The sequence below is a fragment of the Citrobacter sp. Ce119 genome, assembly GCF_030334525.1.
In the GTDB taxonomy this organism is placed as follows: Bacteria; Pseudomonadota; Gammaproteobacteria; order Enterobacterales; family Enterobacteriaceae; genus Citrobacter; species Citrobacter europaeus.
This window is the reverse complement of sequence record NZ_JAOWDR010000013.1, coordinates 42041-59963: the sequence shown is the minus strand read 5'-3', so window position 1 is coordinate 59963 and position 17923 is coordinate 42041. Positions and strand designations below refer to the sequence as shown.

General features: G+C 53.6%; 17 protein-coding genes. 13 read left to right on the top strand and 4 right to left on the bottom strand.

What is annotated here, in order from left to right:
* Nucleotides 1–34: 34 nt before the first annotated feature.
* Complete coding sequence (msrA, locus tag OGV80_RS00770) at nt 35–673, top strand: peptide-methionine (S)-S-oxide reductase MsrA (protein WP_043018205.1); 639 nt, start codon at nt 35–37, stop codon at nt 671–673.
* Between the two features lie 7 nt (nt 674–680).
* Here the strand turns inward: msrA and OGV80_RS00765 are convergent, their stop codons facing one another.
* Nucleotides 681–1736, bottom strand: a complete 1056-nt coding sequence (locus OGV80_RS00765; protein WP_043018204.1) for a LacI family DNA-binding transcriptional regulator — start codon at nt 1734–1736, stop codon at nt 681–683.
* A 190-nt stretch (nt 1737–1926) separates the two neighbouring features.
* Between OGV80_RS00765 and OGV80_RS00760 the strand changes: the two genes are divergently transcribed.
* The 7 genes from OGV80_RS00760 (at nt 1927) to paeA (ending at nt 10571) form a co-directional block, all read left to right on the top strand.
* Nucleotides 1927–3081, top strand: a complete 1155-nt coding sequence (locus OGV80_RS00760) for a Gfo/Idh/MocA family protein (RefSeq protein WP_075145305.1) — start codon at nt 1927–1929, stop codon at nt 3079–3081.
* Nucleotides 3082–3097: 16 nt separating this feature from the next.
* On the top strand, nt 3098–4282 hold the full coding sequence (locus OGV80_RS00755; RefSeq protein ID WP_286513221.1) for a Gfo/Idh/MocA family protein: 1185 nt from the start codon (nt 3098–3100) through the stop codon (nt 4280–4282).
* Nucleotides 4279–5346, top strand: coding sequence for a Gfo/Idh/MocA family protein (locus OGV80_RS00750; RefSeq protein WP_047406681.1), 1068 nt, complete (start codon nt 4279–4281; stop codon nt 5344–5346). The genes OGV80_RS00755 and OGV80_RS00750 overlap by 4 nt, the downstream gene beginning before the upstream one ends.
* 11 nt (nt 5347–5357) lie before the next feature.
* Nucleotides 5358–6380, top strand: coding sequence for a Gfo/Idh/MocA family protein (locus OGV80_RS00745; protein ID WP_043018200.1), 1023 nt, complete (start codon nt 5358–5360; stop codon nt 6378–6380).
* An 81-nt stretch (nt 6381–6461) separates the two neighbouring features.
* Nucleotides 6462–8006 carry an MFS transporter gene (locus OGV80_RS00740; RefSeq protein WP_080625814.1) on the top strand — a complete coding sequence of 515 codons (1545 nt, stop codon included), beginning with the start codon at nt 6462–6464 and terminating at the stop codon, nt 8004–8006.
* Between the two features lie 10 nt (nt 8007–8016).
* Complete coding sequence (locus OGV80_RS00735) at nt 8017–9087, top strand: glycoside hydrolase 5 family protein (protein WP_043018198.1); 1071 nt, start codon at nt 8017–8019, stop codon at nt 9085–9087.
* A gap of 143 nt (nt 9088–9230) precedes the next feature.
* Nucleotides 9231–10571, top strand: coding sequence for a polyamine export protein PaeA (gene paeA / locus OGV80_RS00730; RefSeq protein ID WP_003025713.1), 1341 nt, complete (start codon nt 9231–9233; stop codon nt 10569–10571).
* 65 nt (nt 10572–10636) lie between these two features.
* Here the strand turns inward: paeA and OGV80_RS00725 are convergent, their stop codons facing one another.
* On the bottom strand, nt 10637–10843 hold the full coding sequence (locus OGV80_RS00725; RefSeq protein WP_003025710.1) for a DUF1107 domain-containing protein: 207 nt from the start codon (nt 10841–10843) through the stop codon (nt 10637–10639).
* A 327-nt stretch (nt 10844–11170) separates the two neighbouring features.
* Here OGV80_RS00725 and OGV80_RS00720 point away from each other — a divergent pair, with 327 nt between their 5' ends.
* On the top strand, nt 11171–11728 hold the full coding sequence (locus tag OGV80_RS00720; protein ID WP_075145309.1) for a YtfJ family protein: 558 nt from the start codon (nt 11171–11173) through the stop codon (nt 11726–11728).
* On the opposite strand, the gene cysQ is transcribed toward OGV80_RS00720, so the two are convergent.
* Nucleotides 11718–12458, bottom strand: a complete 741-nt coding sequence (cysQ, locus tag OGV80_RS00715) for a 3'(2'),5'-bisphosphate nucleotidase CysQ (protein WP_043018196.1) — start codon at nt 12456–12458, stop codon at nt 11718–11720. The genes OGV80_RS00720 and cysQ overlap by 11 nt on opposite strands.
* Nucleotides 12459–12646: 188 nt before the next feature.
* On the opposite strand from cysQ, the gene cpdB reads away from it, so the two are divergent.
* Nucleotides 12647–14590 carry a 2',3'-cyclic-nucleotide 2'-phosphodiesterase gene (gene cpdB, locus OGV80_RS00710; protein ID WP_286513216.1) on the top strand — a complete coding sequence of 648 codons (1944 nt, stop codon included), beginning with the start codon at nt 12647–12649 and terminating at the stop codon, nt 14588–14590.
* A 62-nt stretch (nt 14591–14652) separates the two neighbouring features.
* Here cpdB and OGV80_RS00705 read toward each other — a convergent pair whose 3' ends face one another.
* Entirely contained in the window at nt 14653–15033 is a 381-nt protein-coding gene (locus OGV80_RS00705) for a winged helix-turn-helix transcriptional regulator (RefSeq protein WP_043018516.1), read from the bottom strand.
* 89 nt (nt 15034–15122) lie between these two features.
* On the opposite strand from OGV80_RS00705, the gene OGV80_RS00700 reads away from it, so the two are divergent.
* The 3 genes from OGV80_RS00700 to OGV80_RS00690 all read left to right on the top strand — a co-directional run bounded on the left by OGV80_RS00700 (nt 15123) and on the right by OGV80_RS00690 (nt 17922).
* On the top strand, nt 15123–15971 hold the full coding sequence (locus OGV80_RS00700; RefSeq protein WP_200001415.1) for an SDR family oxidoreductase: 849 nt from the start codon (nt 15123–15125) through the stop codon (nt 15969–15971).
* Between the two features lie 81 nt (nt 15972–16052).
* On the top strand, nt 16053–16877 hold the full coding sequence (locus OGV80_RS00695) for an AraC family transcriptional regulator (RefSeq protein ID WP_286513212.1): 825 nt from the start codon (nt 16053–16055) through the stop codon (nt 16875–16877).
* A 76-nt stretch (nt 16878–16953) separates the two neighbouring features.
* A complete protein-coding gene (locus tag OGV80_RS00690) occupies nt 16954–17922 on the top strand; it encodes a DMT family transporter (RefSeq protein ID WP_286513403.1) in 969 nt (322 codons plus the stop codon).
* Nucleotide 17923 lies beyond the last annotated feature (1 nt).

The following is a 17923-nucleotide window of genomic DNA, read 5'->3' as shown; positions in this document are numbered from 1 at the left end:
CTTAACCCAAATGACTGATTTCGGGAGAACGGCCATGAGTTTATTTGATAGAAAGCATCTTGTTACTCAAGCAGATGCCCTACCTGGACGCAACACCCCGATGCCAGTGGCAACGCTGCATGCGGTTAACCAACATTCGATGACCAACGTGCCCGACGGTATGGAAATAGCGTATTTCGCCATGGGATGCTTCTGGGGCGTTGAACGTTTATTCTGGTCATTACCCGGGGTATACAGCACGGCAGCCGGATACACCGGCGGCTACACCCCTAATCCAACCTACCGCGAAGTCTGTTCCGGCGATACCGGGCACGCCGAAGCGGTACGCGTTGTCTATGACCCGCATGTTATCAGCTACGAACAACTGCTGCAGGTGTTCTGGGAAAATCACGACCCGGCGCAGGGCATGCGTCAGGGGAACGACCAGGGTACGCAGTATCGCTCCGCCATTTACCCGTTAACGCCAGAGCAAACCGCCGCGGCACAGGCGAGCCTTGCGCGTTTTCAGGCAGCAATGACCGCCGCAGGCGACGAGCGCGCCATTACAACGGAAATCACTACGGCAACCCCGTTCTACTATGCCGAGGACGATCACCAGCAGTACCTGCACAAAAATCCATATGGCTACTGTGGAATTGGTGGCATCGGCGTTTGCCTGCCGCCAGAACGTTAATCCGCAATTAACGAGCGACCGTCACCCGCGCGGCATGGCGCGTTGCGTGGGTGACGGTTCCCCGATCCGTCACCTTTCCCTTCAGCAACAGGTTAAATACCGGCGCAGAGGGGCGATTAAGACGGTTCTGCAGCAAATGCACCGCTTCCACGCCCAGCGCCCGACAGGGGATAGTGATACTGGTTACCGCGGCAACGATATGCGCGTCCAGTTCCTGAACATCCGTCGTCATCAGCGACAGCTCACCGGGTATCTCCACGCCAACGTTTTCCAGGATCCGCCGAATGCCCGTCGACATTGACGCCCCGGCGCAGAAAATCACCTCTGGCCATGCTTCACGCGGCGTTTCACGTAGCCAGTTGCCTATAGCCCGCTCTGATTCATCCTCAGAAAACCCTTCCGTCACCAGCAGATCGCGCCCGGTATCAAACGGTATCTGATACTGTCTGTAGACCTCCTTAATGCCCTCCAGACGCCAGTACATCGTTTCCCGGCGCAGGCTGGTGACATGGAGAATACGCCGATGCCCCTGATCAAAAAGGTATTGCACAGCACGGTTGCCAATCGCCCGATGATCGGGAGATACCGCATCCAGTAACCCTTCTTTGTCCTGCGAGTTAATCAACACGCAGGGTTTATCCAGCAGTTGCGCCAGTTTATGCACGGTCGGGTCATCAATGCCGATAAGAATAATGGCATTGATATTCTTATTGTTGGCCTTTTCCTGAAAGACCTTGATGTCCGCGCGTTGCTCATCCAGCCCGCAGTAACTCAGATAGACATCATGCGGCGCTATCGCCTCCGCAATTCCGCGCGTGACTTCAAGATAAAACGCATCGCCACGGGCGGTGAAAGTGCGCAACGGAGCGAAAACGGCAATGCCGTTGATCAACAGTCGTCCACTGGACAGCGAGTCCAGAACACCCAGCCTGCGCGCGCAGCTGACGATCGCCTCACGCGCTTTATCGCTGGTATATGACTTCCCGCTAAGCACCCTCGACACTGTACTCACCGAGTACCCCGTCAGGGCAGCAATTTCATCCATTTTTAGCTTGCCAGACATTCTGTGACCTCACTCGCAATCAATCTTTGCAATTTTTTGCAAACGTAGTTCATTGACTCTAAAACACTTTTTCAATGACCGGATGAACTTCTTTTTCATCCTGCAACCGTTCTCACAAAATCACATTGTCGATATTCCAGGCGTTTCTTATGTTCCGCATATCCCTTATTTCTCATGAAAAAGGTACGACATGAAAAAAATACGCTTTGGCATTATTGGGGTTGGCAACATTGGTACCGTCCATGCGCGCTACCTGCTGGCCGGAACGGTACACGAAGCAGTGCTCACCGCAGTGTGTGATAACAATCCTGATAAACATGCGGCTATCCAACGGCTGGTCGGTGAAGAAGTGACGTTATTCAGCGACGCGCGTGAGATGCTGGAAAGTGGGCTTATTGACGCCGTTATCGTCGCCACTCCGCACTATGACCATCCGGGTTTATCGATGATGGCCATGCGCCTTGGCATCCATACGCTGTGCGAGAAGCCTGCCGGGGTCTATACCGCGCAGGTACAAGAGATGAATGCCTGCGCGCGCGAATGCGATGTGGTGTTCAGCATGATGTACAACCAGCGCCCCAATCCGCTGTATCAGAAAGTTAAAGATCTGATCGACAGCGGCGAACTCGGCGAACTGCGTCGCTCTAACTGGATCATTACCAACTGGTATCGTTCGCAGAGCTATTACAACTCCGGCGGCTGGCGCGCGACCTGGAAAGGTGAAGGCGGCGGCGTGCTGCTTAATCAGGATCCGCACCAGCTCGATTTATGGCAATGGCTGGTCGGCATGCCGGTACGCTTGCGCGCTTTTTGCCAGTTTGGCAAGCACCGCCAGATTGAAGTTGAAGATGACGTCACGGCCTACGCGGAATACGCCAACGGTGCGACCGGCGTGTTTATCACCACCGTCGCCGAAACGCCCGGCACAAACCGCCTGGAAATTGTCGGCAGTCGGGGAAAAGTCGTGGTGGAAGAAGGCCGATTGCGCTTCTGGAGACTACGGGAATCCGAAACCGACTTTAATGCGCGCTGGCAAAACGGTTTTGGTGAGCCGGAATGCTGGGAGGTGATAATCCCTACCGAACCAGAATGCAGCGAGCACTATGTCATTACCCGCAATTTCACCGCCGCAATTCTGCACGGCGAACCGCTGATCGCCCCCGGTCTGGAAGGCATTCGCGGCCTGACGCTTTCCAATGCGATGCACCTTTCTACCTGGACCGATGACTGGGTTGAGCTACCAATCGATGAGCAGCGCTACTTTCAGTTGCTCCAGCAACGTATCGCCTCCTCAGTTGAAAAAACCGCGACCAGCCGCACGCTGGACGCTTCCGGTAGCTGGTAACGCGCAGGAGAAAATCATGCTCAACATTGCCATTGTCGGAACCGGGAATATCTCCCACAACCACATTCAGGGGTATTTACAGTTTGCCGATCGTTGCCGGATTGTCGCGTTGGTTGATATCTACCCGGAGAAAGCGGAAGAAAAGAAATCACGCTACGGCCTGAGCGAAGCGCGAGTCTACCGCAGTCATCAGGCGATGCTGGACGCGGACATTGAGATCGATGTGGTAGATGTCTGCACTCCGCCGTACGTGCACGCAACCATCAGCATTGATGCGCTGCAGGCCGGAAAACATGTGTTGTGCGAAAAACCAATGGCCTCTTCGCTCGAAGAGTGCGATGCGATGATCGCCGCGCAAAAGGCCAGCGGGAAAACCTTATCGATCATCGCGCAAAACCGCTTTACCGATGCCTTCTGGCGGCTGAAAACCGTTGTTGATTCCGGGCTGGCGGGCAAGATTTGCCATGCACAGGTGGATTCATTCTGGTGGCGCGGACACTGCTATTACGATCTATGGTGGCGCGGCACGTGGCAGAAAGAAGGCGGCGGCTGCACGCTGAATCACGCGGTACACCACATTGACGCCATTCAATGGATGCTGGGTTTCCCAACTGAAGTGGTGGCGATGATGACCAACGTCGCCCATGACAACGCCGAAGTCGAGGATCTTAGCGCGGCTATCTTCAAATTCCCGAACGGGGCACTGACGCAGTTGACCGCCTCCGTGGTGCATCACGGTGAAGATCAAAAGATTGTCATTCAGGGTGAAAAAGCGCGTATTTCCGCGCCGTGGCAGGTTCATGCCAGCCAGTCGGCGGATAACGGCTTCCCGCAAACTGACAATAACGGCGAGCTGGAACAGCATCTGGAGACACTTTTTCGCACTACGCCACCGCTGCAATGGACGCTACATACTGGGCAAATCGATAACCTGCTTAATGCCATCGAACAACAGCTCCGTCCCCTGATCGATGGCGAACAGGGCAAGCGCTCGCTGGAGTTGATTACCGCTATCTATAAATCCGCCATCACCCGCACGGTGGTGACGCTGCCCATTCACCACACCGATGCGTTTTATCGCACCGGCGGCCTGATTGACATCGCCCCGCATTTCTATGAGAAATCCGCCTCCGTAAGCAATTTCACGGAAGTGGGCGCCATCCCTCTGGGTAAAGACTTAGATTCAGGAGTTAAAGAATGAACAAGCAAGATGGAATGCACTACGCCCCTACCGGGAAGCCTCAGCCGGTCGTGAAACCTGGCGAGTTTGTCATTGCCGCGGCCTCACTCGATCATGGTCATATCTACGGCATGTGTAACGGGTTGATTGAAGCAGGCGCCACGCTGAAATGGGTTTACGATCCCGACCCGCACAAAATCGATCAATTTCTGCAGCAGTATCCGCAGGCGCAGGTGGCCGATTCGCTGGAGACAATCCTCAACGATCGCGAGGTCCAACTGGTTGCCGGAGCGGCAATTCCTTCCGAGCGCTGTCCGCTGGGACTAAAGGTCATGGCGGCCGGAAAAGACTACTTCACCGACAAGGCTCCGTTAACCACCCTCGCACAGCTTGAAGACGCCAAAGCGATGGTGGCGAAAACCGGGCGCAAATACGCAGTCTATTACAGCGAGCGTCTGCACGTTGAAAGCGCTGTTTTTGCCGGTCAGCTTGTCCACCAGGGGGCAATTGGGCGCGTGATGCAAACCCTCGGCACCGGTCCGCACCGCGAAGGTCACGGGCGCCCGGACTGGTTTTATGACAAACGCTATTTTGGCGGCATTCTGTGCGACATCGGCAGCCATCAAATCGAACAATTTCTGTTTTATACCGGCAACAGCGAGGCGCATATCGTCGCCAGCCAGGTGCGTAACGTCAATCATCCACAGTACCCGCAGTTCGAAGACTTTGGCGATGCCATGCTGGCGGGCGATAACGGGGCGACCGGCTATTTCCGCTGCGACTGGTTCACGCCGCAGGGGCTCAGTAGCTGGGGGGATGGACGCCTGACGTTGCTGGGTACCGAAGGTTACATTGAGATCCGCAAGTATGTGGATATCACCCGGGGTGAACAGGACGTGGTGTATCTGGTGAATAAAGACGGGGAATTCCGCTACCCGGTTGCGGGCAAAGTCGGCTTTCCTTTCTTCGGCGAATTCATTCTCGATTGTCTGAATCGCACGGAAAACGCCATGACTCAGGCCCACGCCTTTAAAGCCGCAGAACTGTGCGTGAAGGCGCAAATGCTGGCGAATGCCCGCGCATAACCGGAGGTGACATGACAACGCTAAATGCCGCCATCATCGGCGCGGGCGCTATTCACCGCAGTCACGTTAACGCCCTCCGGCTTTTGCCGGGGGTCACGCTGCGTGCGCTGGTCGATATTGATAGCGCCACCGGTTTGCAACAGGCCATGGCTTATAACTGCCGCTATTACCAGAATTACCGTGAGATGCTGCTGGATAATGACATCGACGTCGTCCATATATGCACGCCTCATTTCGAACACAAAAACATGATTACCGCCGCGCTTGCCGCAGGGAAACATGTGTTTTGCGAAAAACCGGTGGGCTTGAATTGCACAGAGGTGGCAGACATCGCTAACGCAGCGGCGTCCGCCCAGGGCCTTCTGGGCGTGTGCTATCAAAACCGGCTTAATCCAACCAGTTTACGAATCCGCGATGAACTGGCGAAAAATACGCTTGGCAAAATGCTAAGCGTTAAAGCTGTTTTGACCTGGTCACGCTCCAGGGCTTATTACAGCGAAAGCCCGTGGCGCGGGCGTTTCGCCAGCGAAGGCGGCAGTTTACTGATCAACCAGGCTATTCATACTCTCGATCTGATGCAGTGGTTCGCCGGCGGCGTGACGCGTTTGAAAGGCGTGGTGGACAGCGGTGAACTGGCAGATGTCACCGAAGCCGAAGACAGCGCGATGGCGACCCTGCACTTTGCCAACGGCGCTCGCGGTCTGTTTTACGCCAGCAACTGCAACACCCTCGATTCACCGCTGCTGCTGGAGATCCATTGTGAGCAAGGCATGCTCCAGCTCACGGACAATACCCTGTGGCGCGTTACAGCGGACCGACGCCTGAAACTGGACTGCGATGGTTCACCGGACGGTCACGCCAAAAGTTACTGGGGTCTGGGCCACCAGCAGGCTATTCGTCAGTTTTATCATGCAATTACTCATGGAGGTCAGACAGAATATATCAACATTAATGAAGCCCGCAAATCACTGGCGATGGTTGAGGCTATTTATCACTCATCTAAAACCCGACAATGGATAACCATTAATAATTAAAATTAATTTAACGCTGCAGAATTAAATAACACCAGCCGGATAATACCGGAATACGCATACCCTACATACTGGAAAAATATTATGGTCAAACCAACTGAACGCAGAGTCAGTTATGGTGTAGCGATCGGCTATGGCATTACTGATTTATTTGGCGGCGGTGCTTTCGCCATTATCGGAACATGGCTTTTATTTTTTTACACCACCTACTGCGGTTTAAGCGTGCTGGAAGCAGGCTCAATATTTGCCATTGCCCGCGTGATTGATGCTGTACTTAGCCCAATTATGGGTTATATCACCGATAACTTTGGCGACACGTGGCTGGGCCGCAGATTTGGCCGTCGCCGCTTCTTTTTATTACTCAGTTCTCCTTTAATGTTTCTCTATGCCCTGCTGTGGCTGACCGACATGGGTTACTGGTATTACCTGGGAACCTATTTGTCGATTGAGCTGCTTTCAGCGATGGTGCTGGTGCCGTGGGAAACCCTGGCCGCAGAAATGACTAACCGCTACGAAGAGCGCAGCCGCCTCTCCGGCGTGCGCATGATCTGCTCGCAGCTGGGCGGATTTCTGGCCGTATCGGTACCCGGCATCCTGATGCAGTTTACCGGCAAAGATAATCCGTTTACCTATACGCTAACCGGGCTTATCTTTTCCGTCGTGTTTTGCATCGCGGTGTTCATAACCTGGCGCTGCACGTGGGAGGCTAAAGACGTTCAGGAAGAGACATTCCAGGCTGACCTGCAACGCAATAGCGGGATACTGAATCACCTTAAATATTTGATACTCGATCTGTTCTCGTCTTTCAGGATCCGGGCATTTCGCCTGCATATTATTATTTATATTTTCTCTTTTACCGCTATGGATGTATTCGGTTCAGTATTTACCTATTACGTGGTTTATTGTTTGAGCCAGGATGCCGCCTCCGTTTCTGGCTGGTTAAGCATTGCCGCTTTTGCTTCAGTTTTTGGCACCTATGGATTTATGCTATTACTGAATAAACTCAATATAACCCCATCAGCAGCATTACGCCTCTCTTACACTTGTATATTTAGCGTATTGGTATTTTTATTTGTTATTTATTATACCGAAACTCAGGTATCCAATATTCTGTTCTCTGCGATCTTTATTCTGCTCGGCATGGCGCGTTCTGGCCTTTACTATATCCCATGGAATATCTATAGCTTTATTCCTGATATTGATGAAATGGTAACCCAGCAGCGCCGCGAAGGGATTTTTGCCGGCGTTATGGTACTCACGCGTAAAAGTACGGTGGCAATCGCTATTTTGCTTATCGGCATGGTGCTGGAAGAATCAGGCTTTGTAAAAGGCAGCGGCGCGCAGCCGGAAAGCGCGCTCCACGCTATTATCGGATTGATGATCTTTGCTACCGCGGCGCTGCTGGCGGTGAGTTTTTACGCCACCTACAAATTCAAACTGACTCGCGAAACCCACAAAATCCTGCTCAAAGAGATCGCCCGCCGCAAACTGGGTGGCAACTATCGCGACTGCGATGAAGAAACCCGGGTGGTGATCAAACAGCTCACCGGCTACGAGTACGATGAGGTTTGGGGTGGCAGCGCCACGCAGCGTGCAACGGGACGCGTCAGTCTCTCAGATGCAGAATAAGGAGCGCATCATGTATAACCCATGGAGCAAAGCACGGGCGCAAAGCTGGTATCAACAGCAAGCCTGGGGCTGCGGTTTTAACTACTTGCCGCGCACCGCGGTTAACTGGCTCGAAATGTGGCAAGCAGAGAGTTTCGATAGCAGCACTATCGATCAGGAACTCGGCTGGGCCAGCCAGTATGGCTATAACCAGTTGCGAACAAATTTACCGTTTACCGTCTGGCAGCATGATCGCGATGGGCTGCTCGAGCGCATCGACCTCTTCCTGAGCATTGCCCATAGCCACGGCATAAAAGTGATGCTGACGCTGCTCGACGACTGCGCGTTTTCCGGTGATGAACCCGTTATCGGTCAGCAAAAATCCCCGGTTCCAGGGGTTCACAACAGCCAGGCTGCGGGTAGCCCAGGCCGTGCCTGCGTGCTGGACCGACGCGGTTGGCCGCAAATTGAAGCCTACGTCAGAGATATCATCCGTTACTTTCGCCATGACTCGCGCATCAGCGTCTGGGATTTATATAATGAGCCAGGCAACGGCGGGATTTTTTGTCATACCGGCGAATTTGCCCGCTATGACGACAGACTGGAAATTTACGCCTTAACCCTGATGACCCACCTGTTTAGCTGGGCGCGGCAGGAGTCACCATCTCAACCGTTGACCGTAGCGGCCTGGCATATTGACGATCGCGCGGCATGCGAGAATGCGTTTACGCATCCTGTTGATATAGCCGCGCTGCGGCTTTCCGACGTGATTAGCTACCATGCGTATGTCGATACCCCTGGCCAGTTGTCTCTTCTGTCGCAGTTGGCTGAATTTGGCAGGCCGCTCTTTTGTACCGAGTGGCTGGCACGCCATGTCGATAGCCGAATAGAAGAACAACTGCCGCTGTTTAGCGCCCAGCGCGTTTCCAGCTTTCACTGGGGATTGGTGCAGGGGAAAACGCAAACCTGGCTGCCGTGGCCGGATATCCCGCTTGACGAAACGACGGCGCAACTATGGTTTCATGATGTGCTAAAGCCAGATGGTTCGCCCTATAGCGAAAAAGAGATGCAGATGGTGCGCAGGCTGAATCCCACAGAATAAGGCCAAAAAAGCTCCTCTGGCGACTTTACAGTACCTTACGCTATACTAGCTTCTGAATTTACCGGCTCAACTCCACGAGCCGGTTTTCGCATGGATTTATCAATTTCTCCCTTCCGAGGATCTGGCACAGCGCCGGATAAGATATGTTAAACAGTATTTTAGTCATTCTCTGCCTGATCGCCGTGAGTGCGTTTTTCTCGATATCCGAGATCTCGCTTGCTGCATCACGCAAAATAAAACTTAAACTGCTTGCCGATGAAGGCAACGTAAACGCACAACGAGTTTTGAAGATGCAGGAAAACCCCGGCATGTTTTTTACCGTCGTGCAAATCGGCCTTAACGCGGTCGCCATTCTCGGCGGTATCGTCGGTGATGCAGCATTCTCCCCGGCGTTTTACAGCCTTTTCTCGAAGTACTTCGCTCCAGAGCTCTCTGAACAGTTAAGCTTTATTTTGTCGTTCTCACTGGTTACTGGCCTGTTCATCCTGTTCGCGGATTTAACCCCGAAACGCATCGGTATGATTGCGCCAGAAGCTGTCGCTTTGCGTATCATCAACCCGATGCGCTTCTGCCTGCTGGTCTTCCGCCCGCTGGTGTGGTTCTTTAACGGTCTGGCAAACAACATTTTCCGTCTGTTTAAGATCCCAATGGTACGTAAAGACGACATCACCTCGGACGACATTTACGCCGTGGTCGAAGCCGGTGCGCTGGCGGGGGTTCTGCGTAAGCAGGAGCATGAGCTGATTGAAAATGTGTTCGAACTGGAATCGCGGACCGTACCGTCTTCAATGACCTCGCGCGAGAATATTATCTGGTTCGATCTCCACGAAGATGAGCAAAGCCTGAAGAATAAGGTGGCGGAACATCCCCACTCCAAGTTCCTGGTGTGTAACGAAGATATCGACCACATCATTGGCTATGTCGATTCAAAGGATCTCCTCAACCGCGTACTGGCAAACCAAAGTATGGCGTTGAACAGCGGCGTACAGATCCGCAATACGCTGATCGTCCCGGACACGCTGACGCTCTCTGAAGCGCTGGAAAGCTTCAAAACCGCAGGCGAAGACTTTGCCGTCATCATGAACGAGTACGCGCTGGTGGTGGGGATTATCACGCTCAACGACGTTATGACGACGCTGATGGGCGATCTGGTAGGCCAGGGTCTGGAAGAGCAGATTGTGGCGCGCGATGAAAACTCATGGTTGGTCGACGGCGGTACACCGATTGATGACGTAATGCGCGTCCTGGATATCGACGAGTTCCCGCAGTCCGGCAACTATGAAACCATCGGCGGCTTTATGATGTTCATGCTGCGTAAAATCCCGAAACGCACCGACTCGGTGAAGTATTCAGGCTATAAATTTGAAGTAGTGGATATCGATAACTACAAGATCGATCAGCTGCTGGTGACGCGTCTGGACAGTAAACCTACCGTTCTGGTACCAAAGCTGCCAGATGCAAAAGAAGAGGCAAAGGCGTCGTAACGCCTTACAGAAACATCAACGGCTCCTGTCCAGGAGCCGTTTTTTAACTACCGCATAGCACTTGATCAAGCCATCTCAGTTTGCAGACGCAAGACCTGACGGTTAACTTCGGACATCACAGAAAAATGCAGCTTGTCCTTCACTTTTGGGATAAGAATCTTACCCTTATCAAATTCAAAAGCGCCTACATCCTTGATATATAACCGTCCACGAAACAGGATCTTCACGTACTTCGCCACCTGCAGCGGGTTGTATCGTTGGAAAATTTTCATTGTTGTCTCCTGCTGAGTATTACGCCTTTGCGGTACCACAATCGGTCCGACAATCCTCAGGCGCAAATTTTAATGCCCTATGACTATAGACTATCTCGTTGATGTTTCCAGCGTGTATAAGTTTATTTACCTTCAGGTTACAATTATTCAGAATTATCTTTTCAACGCTTCGCTGTCTTCAGTATAAGCCTTCAATTTTCGCAGGATTTGTGCGCCCGTCCGCAAACTGGCATCGCGCTTGCGGGAAAAAGCAGCAATCGCACATATGATTAAACTCCAGACCCAAGTGGTCGGATCACCTGCAAAATAAAGAAAGAAGGAAAACCTATGACCTTACAAAAACTGCTGGCGCTGTCGTGTCTGCTGCTGCCGATGATTGCTTCCGCTCATAAGTTTGAGACTAACCAGCGCGTACCGCCGGTGGGGATCGCCGATCGCGGCGAACTGATTCTCGATAACGATAAGTTTAGCTACAAAAGCTGGAATAGCGCGCAGTTGCCGGGGAAAGTGCGAATTGTGCAACACATTGCCGGGCGCACCTCCGCCAAAGAGAAAAATGCAACGCTGATCGAGGCAATCAAGACGGCCAAGCTGCCGCATGACAAATACCAGACCACCACTATCGTCAACACGGATGACGCCATTCCCGGTTCCGGTATGTTTGTGCGTAGCAGTCTGGAGAGCAATAAGAAGCTCTACCCGTGGTCACAATTTATTGTCGACAGCAATGGCGTTGCGCGTAAGGCCTGGCAACTGGATGAAGAGAGCTCCGCTATTGCCGTACTCGACAAAGACGGACGCGTTCAGTGGGCAAAAGATGGGGCGTTAACGCAGGAAGAAGTGCAGCAGGTGATTGCCCTGCTGCACAAATTGCTCAATAAATAGAGACGCGGAAGCCGGGGTTGAGGAACGATTCACGTGGGGTGTAATCCAGCGTTTTCCCCTGCCAGTCGTGAACGTGCGCTCCGGCTGCGGCGGCAACGGCGTGGCCCGCGGCGGTATCCCAGACGTTAGTTGGCCCAAAACGCGGATACAGTTGCGCATGCCCTTCCGCCACCAGGCAGAACTTCAGCGATGAGCCAATCGAGGTGGTCTGGTGATCGCCCAACTGTTGCAGATACTCTTTTAACTCATTGTCGGCATGCGAGCGGCTAATCACCACCAGCGGCGGACGCGCGTCACGAACCTGGATTTGTTTGCGCACGCCGCACTCTTCTTTCCACGCTTTACCTTCAGCCGCGCTGTACATCACTTTCATTACCGGCGCGTAAACCACGCCCAGTACCGGTTTTCCCTTCTCGATCAGCGCAATATTGACGGTGAATTCACCGTTACGCTTAATGAACTCTTTGGTACCGTCCAGCGGGTCTACCAGCCAGTAGCGCTGCCAGTGCTGGCGAACATCCCAGCCAGGAGGCGCTTCTTCAGACAGGACTGGAATATCCGGCGTCAGCGCCAGTAATCCTTCGAGGATCACCGTATGCGCGGCGATATCCGCCGCCGTGACCGGAGAATCGTCCTGCTTGCTGGTAATCTCCATCGGTTTGATTCCATCGTAGACCTGCATAATGGCATCGCCCGCGTTCCGTGCAAGCTGGCATACATGTTCTAACATTCTCCACCTCGTTTATATCAGTGGTGTTAACTCGTTGTTTTACTTATACCCGATCGTCAGGGGATCCGCCAACTGTGATAGCGTCTGCGGTTTTAAACGCTATATTCATGTCATGATTCACAGTTCTGTAAGCAAGAAGATTTATATACATTTTCTTTTGTGGCTTAGATCTTAAAAGGATGCCCCTGATGATTAAGTTTAGTGCAACGCTTCTGGCAACGCTGATTGCAGCCAGCGTCAATGCCGCGACCGTCGATCTGCGTATAATGGAAACCACTGATTTACATAGTAATATGATGGATTTCGATTATTACAAAGATACACCAACAGAAAAATTCGGTCTGGTACGTACGGCAAGTCTGATCAACGCTGCGCGAGGTGAAGTCAAAAACAGCGTGCTGGTTGATAATGGCGATCTGATTCAGGGCAGCCCGCTCGGGGATTACATGGCGGCCAAAGGGCTGAAAGCGGGCGAAACTCACCCGGTATATAAGGCGCTGAATACCCTGGATTACGCGGTGGGTAACCTCGGCAACCATGAATTCAACTACGGTCTGGAGTATCTGCACAACGCGCTGGCCGGGGCGAAATTCCCTTACGTTAACGCCAATATCATCGACGTTAAGACCAAAAAGCCGCTGTTTACGCCTTATTTGATCAAAGATACAGAGGTGGTCGACCAGCAAGGGAACAAGCAGACGCTGAAGATTGGCTATATCGGCTTTGTGCCACCACAGATTATGACCTGGGATAAAGCCAACCTCAGCGGCAAAGTAACGGTGAACGACATTACGGAAACTGCACGCAAATACGTTCCGGAAATGCGAGAAAAAGGCGCCGATGTCGTGGTGGTGGTTGCTCACTCCGGACTTTCTGCCGACCCGTATCAGACGATGGCGGAAAACTCCGTTTATTACCTCAGTGAAATACCGGGCGTGGATGCCATTATGTTTGGTCACGCTCACGCCGTCTTCCCGGGTAAAGACTTTGCCAATATTAAAGGCGCAGATATCACAAAAGGTACGCTGAACGGGGTTCCTGCAGTGATGCCGGGTATGTGGGGCGATCACCTGGGCGTGGTGGATCTTGTGTTGAATAATGACAGCGGTAAATGGCAGGTCACTCAGGCGAAAGCCGAGGCGCGCCCAATTTATGACGCCGCGGGCAAAAAATCACTGGCAGCAGAAGACAAAAAAATCGTTGAGATCCTGAAAGCCGATCACGACGCCACGCGTGAGTTTGTCAGCAAACCAATCGGTAAATCCGCCGACAACATGTACAGCTATCTGGCGCTGGTACAGGATGATCCGACCGTACAGGTGGTGAACAACGCGCAGAAAGCCTATGTGGAACACTTTATTCAGGGCGATCCGGATCTGGCAAAACTACCGGTACTTTCCGCCGCCGCGCCGTTTAAGGTCGGTGGACGCAAAAACGATCCGGCAAGCTTCGTAGAAGTCGAAAAAGGTCAGTTAACCTTCCGGAACGCCGCTGATTTGTATCTCTACCCCAACACTCTGGTGGTGGTGAAAGCCAGCGGTAAAGAGGTGAAGGAGTGGCTGGAATGTTCCGCCGGACAGTTCAATCAGATTGACATCCACAGCAGCAAACCGCAGTCGTTGATTAACTGGGATGGTTTCCGTACCTATAACTTCGACGTGATTGACGGCGTGAATTATCAGATTGATGTTTCACAACCCGCCCGCTACGACGGGGAATGTCAGACCATTAACCCGAAAGCGGAGCGTATTAAAAATCTGACCTTTAACGGCAAGCCTGTCGATCCGAATGCTACCTTCCTCGTCGCGACCAACAACTACCGCGCCTACGGCGGTAAATTTGCCGGAACCGGCGACAGCCACATCGCGTTTGCATCTCCCGATGAAAACCGCTCGGTGCTGGCGGCCTGGATTGGTGCACAGACGAAGCGTGCCGGTGAAATTCACCCGGCGGCAGATAACAACTGGCGTCTGGCGCCGATTCACAGCGAGACACCTCTGGATATTCGCTTTGAAACCTCACCGTCTGAAAAAGCCGCTGTATTTATCAAAGAGAAAGGCCAGTATCCGCTGAAGAAAGTCGCGACCGATGACATTGGTTTTGCCATTTATCAGTTGGATTTAAGTAAGTAACTTTAGTGCCGGATGTGACGCGCTCGCGTCTTATCCGGCCTACAAAATACGTCGCCAACCCATCACGCCGCCCGCTCGTCCCGCTGCGCCAAAACCTGCGGCAAATTCAGTTCTATCCAGTCCGCCAGCGCGGCGACTTTATCGCTCACCTGCTCACCCAACGGCGTCAGGCTATACTCCACGTGCGGCGGCACCACCGGATACGACACCCGATTGATAAACCCGTCCTGCTCTAACGCCTGCAGGGATTGCGCCAACATTTTTTCACTGACGCCGCCCATCTTACGGCGCAAATCGCTGAAACGGTGCGTACCGTCGCGCAGCGCCACCAGAATCAACACGCCCCAGCGGCTGGTGACGTGCTTTAACACCTCGCGGGAGGGGCACTGTTCGGCAAACAGGTTGCCATCGCGTAATTGCTGGGAAAGCGTCGTAGCTGTCATTTTCATACTAACCTTTTTGTACGTACTTACTAAAAGTTAGTTTAGGTGTTAGCGTGATTAAACACAAGACCAATACCAAGGAGTCACCCATGATCGCGATTACCGGCGCCACCGGCCAACTGGGACAACACGTTATAGAATCTCTGCTGAAAACCGTTCCTGCCAGCCAGATTGTAGCTATTGTGCGTAATCCCGCGAAAGCGACGACGCTTAGCCAGCAGGGCATTACCGTTCGTCAGGCGGATTACAGCGATGAAGCCGCCTTGACGACTGCCTTACAGGGTATCGACAAGCTACTGCTGATCTCCTCCAGCGAAGTGGGACAACGCGCCCCGCAGCATCGCAATGTGATTAACGCGGCACAGGCGGCCCACGTGAAATTTATCGCCTACACCAGCCTGCTGCACGCCGACACCTCCCCGCTGGGGCTGGCTGATGAGCATGTCGCAACCGAGAAGATGCTGGCTGAATCCGGTATCGCGTACGCGCTGCTGCGTAACGGCTGGTACACAGAGAACTATCTCGCCAGCGCACCGGCTGCACTGGAACATGGCGTGTTTATCGGGGCTGCTGGTGAAGGCACAATCGCCTCAGCGACCCGCGCCGACTATGCCGCTGCCGCCGCGCGCGTCATCAGTGAAGACGGTCATGCCGGTAAAACCTATGAGCTTGCGGGCGACGCAGGCTGGACTCTGAGCCAGTTGGCTGCCGAACTGGCAAAACAGAGCGGTAAAAAAGTGGTGTATCAGAACCTGAGCGAAGCTGATTTTGCCGCCGCGCTAAAAGGTGTGGGCCTGCCTGCCGGACTGGCGGACATGCTGGCTGACTCAGACACTGGCGCCTCCAAAGGCGGCCTGTTCGACGACAGCCATACGCTGAGCAAACTGATTGGTCGCCCGACCACCTCGTTGGCTGACAGCGTCAAAGGCATCGTGTAAGTGTTAAAAATTAGTTAATTGTGGTGGCATCCCCGCGCATCCTCTCTGATAATGACAGGATGATGCGTGGGGAGACAAAACGTGCAAGGTGTACCTGAGCAGTTTATTGATGAGAAAGACAGCGCCCGCTTTCGCCATCTGGCGCAGGTGCCGGGCGTTGAGCTGTATCATGCGCACATCTCACGTTACGCCTTTGAACCACATACCCATGAAGCGTTTGGCATTGGCGCGATAGAAGCCGGAGCCGAACGTTTTCGCTATCGCGGCACGCAGTACGTGGCTCCCGCCCATTCTGTCGTCACCATGAATCCCGATGAGCTGCATACCGGCGAAGCCGAAACCGCCGACGGCTGGCGCTATCGGATGATTTATCTCGACCCCTCTCTTCTGGAAGAGGTCACCGGGATCCGCCACTGGTGGTTTCATGACGTAACGCGTCACGATCCGCTGCGCTCACGCCAGCTCTGCTCGCTGATCCACGGTCTGTGGAACACTGAGGATCCGCTGGCGCAAAAAGGACTCCTGCTCGATCTGATCGACACGTTCCAGCCGCTGGCCCGTCATGCGCCGATATTGCCGGAGGGCGCGCATCGCTTTGAACGGGTGCGCGAGTATCTGCATGATAATTATATGCATCCTGTCACGCTCGATGAACTGGCCCGGGTTGCATCGCTGAGTCCCTGGCATTTTCAGCGTCAGTTTAAGTCTCATTTCCACGTCACGCCGCACCAGATGCTGATGGCGATCCGCCTGTGGCGAGCCAAAGGTTTTCTCACTTACGGTATGCCCGCCGCAGAGGTCGCCGCCGCAACCGGCCTCACCGACCAGTCGCATCTTACCCGCGCGTTTACCCATCGCTACGGCATTACGCCAGTGCGTTATCAGAAACAAGTCGTCCGGCGTTGATCAGCAATCTCATACAATACGGCGGCATTTTTCCTGCCTACACTCGACTGATTGTTAAGCGATGTGGATGTCAAAAATGATTAGCGGCGTGTTGTATGCCCTGCTGGCCGGGCTGATGTGGGGATTAATTTTTGTTGGACCGCTGATCGTACCGGAATACCCAGCGGTATTGCAGTCGATGGGGCGCTATCTGGCGCTGGGGCTGATAGCGTTGCCGATTGCCTGGCTGGGGCGTGTGCGTCTGCGCCAGTTGGCGCGTAAAGACTGGATAACGGCGCTGGCGCTAACGATGATGGGTAATCTGATTTATTACGTCTGCCTGGCAAGCGCTATTCAACGCACCGGCGCACCGGTCTCCACAATGATTATTGGTACATTGCCGGTGGTGATCCCGGTTTTCGCCAACCTGCTCTACAGCCAGCGTGACGGCAAATTATCATGGTGGCGTCTGGCGCCTGCGCTGGTGGTGATTGGCATAGGTCTGCTGTGCGTGAATATCTCGGAGCTGAATCAGGGGTTACCTAACTTTAGCGGCTGGCGTTATGGCTCAGGTATCGTGCTGGCGCTTGTTTCGGTGGTGTGCTGGGCGTGGTATGCGCTGCGTAACGCCCGCTGGTTGCGCGAGAATCCGGATAAGCACCCGATGATGTGGGCGACGGCCCAGGCGCTGGTGACGCTGCCTGTTTCTCTGCTCGGTTATATTGCCGCCTGCCTCTGGCTGAACGGGCAAACGCCGGACTTCGCTCTGCCCTTCGGCCCGCGCCCTGGTGTGTTTATCGGCCTGATGATAGCCATTGCGGTATTGTGCTCATGGGTTGGCGCACTGTGCTGGAACGTCGCCAGCCAGAAGCTGCCGACGGTGATCCTCGGCCCGCTGATTGTCTTTGAAACACTGGCGGGCCTGCTATATACCTTTATCCTGCGTCAGGAATTTCCGCCGTTGCTGACGGTAAGCGGCATTGCGCTGCTGGTAATAGGCGTGGTAATTGCTGTGCGGTCAAAACCGCAGAAACCGGCGGTAGTGCCGGTTTCAGGGGATGCCTGAT

Excerpts from the sequence above, each read along its gene's own strand:
- OGV80_RS00720 (WP_075145309.1), top strand. The coding sequence starts at position 11,171 with ATGACCTTACAAAAACTGCTGGCGCTGTCGTGTCTGCTGCTGCCGATG.
- OGV80_RS00760 (WP_075145305.1), top strand. The coding sequence starts at position 1,927 with ATGAAAAAAATACGCTTTGGCATTATTGGGGTTGGCAACATTGGTACC.
- OGV80_RS00765 (WP_043018204.1), bottom strand. The coding sequence starts at position 1,736 with ATGTCTGGCAAGCTAAAAATGGATGAAATTGCTGCCCTGACGGGGTAC.
- OGV80_RS00750 (WP_047406681.1), top strand. The coding sequence starts at position 4,279 with ATGAACAAGCAAGATGGAATGCACTACGCCCCTACCGGGAAGCCTCAG.
- paeA (WP_003025713.1), top strand. The coding sequence starts at position 9,231 with ATGTTAAACAGTATTTTAGTCATTCTCTGCCTGATCGCCGTGAGTGCG.
- msrA (WP_043018205.1), top strand. The coding sequence starts at position 35 with ATGAGTTTATTTGATAGAAAGCATCTTGTTACTCAAGCAGATGCCCTA.
- cysQ (WP_043018196.1), bottom strand. The coding sequence starts at position 12,458 with ATGTTAGAACATGTATGCCAGCTTGCACGGAACGCGGGCGATGCCATT.
- OGV80_RS00700 (WP_200001415.1), top strand. The coding sequence starts at position 15,123 with ATGATCGCGATTACCGGCGCCACCGGCCAACTGGGACAACACGTTATA.
- OGV80_RS00735 (WP_043018198.1), top strand. The coding sequence starts at position 8,017 with ATGTATAACCCATGGAGCAAAGCACGGGCGCAAAGCTGGTATCAACAG.
- OGV80_RS00690 (WP_286513403.1), top strand. The coding sequence starts at position 16,954 with ATGATTAGCGGCGTGTTGTATGCCCTGCTGGCCGGGCTGATGTGGGGA.
- cpdB (WP_286513216.1), top strand. The coding sequence starts at position 12,647 with ATGATTAAGTTTAGTGCAACGCTTCTGGCAACGCTGATTGCAGCCAGC.
- OGV80_RS00745 (WP_043018200.1), top strand. The coding sequence starts at position 5,358 with ATGACAACGCTAAATGCCGCCATCATCGGCGCGGGCGCTATTCACCGC.
- OGV80_RS00725 (WP_003025710.1), bottom strand. The coding sequence starts at position 10,843 with ATGAAAATTTTCCAACGATACAACCCGCTGCAGGTGGCGAAGTACGTG.
- OGV80_RS00740 (WP_080625814.1), top strand. The coding sequence starts at position 6,462 with ATGGTCAAACCAACTGAACGCAGAGTCAGTTATGGTGTAGCGATCGGC.
- OGV80_RS00705 (WP_043018516.1), bottom strand. The coding sequence starts at position 15,033 with ATGACAGCTACGACGCTTTCCCAGCAATTACGCGATGGCAACCTGTTT.
- OGV80_RS00755 (WP_286513221.1), top strand. The coding sequence starts at position 3,098 with ATGCTCAACATTGCCATTGTCGGAACCGGGAATATCTCCCACAACCAC.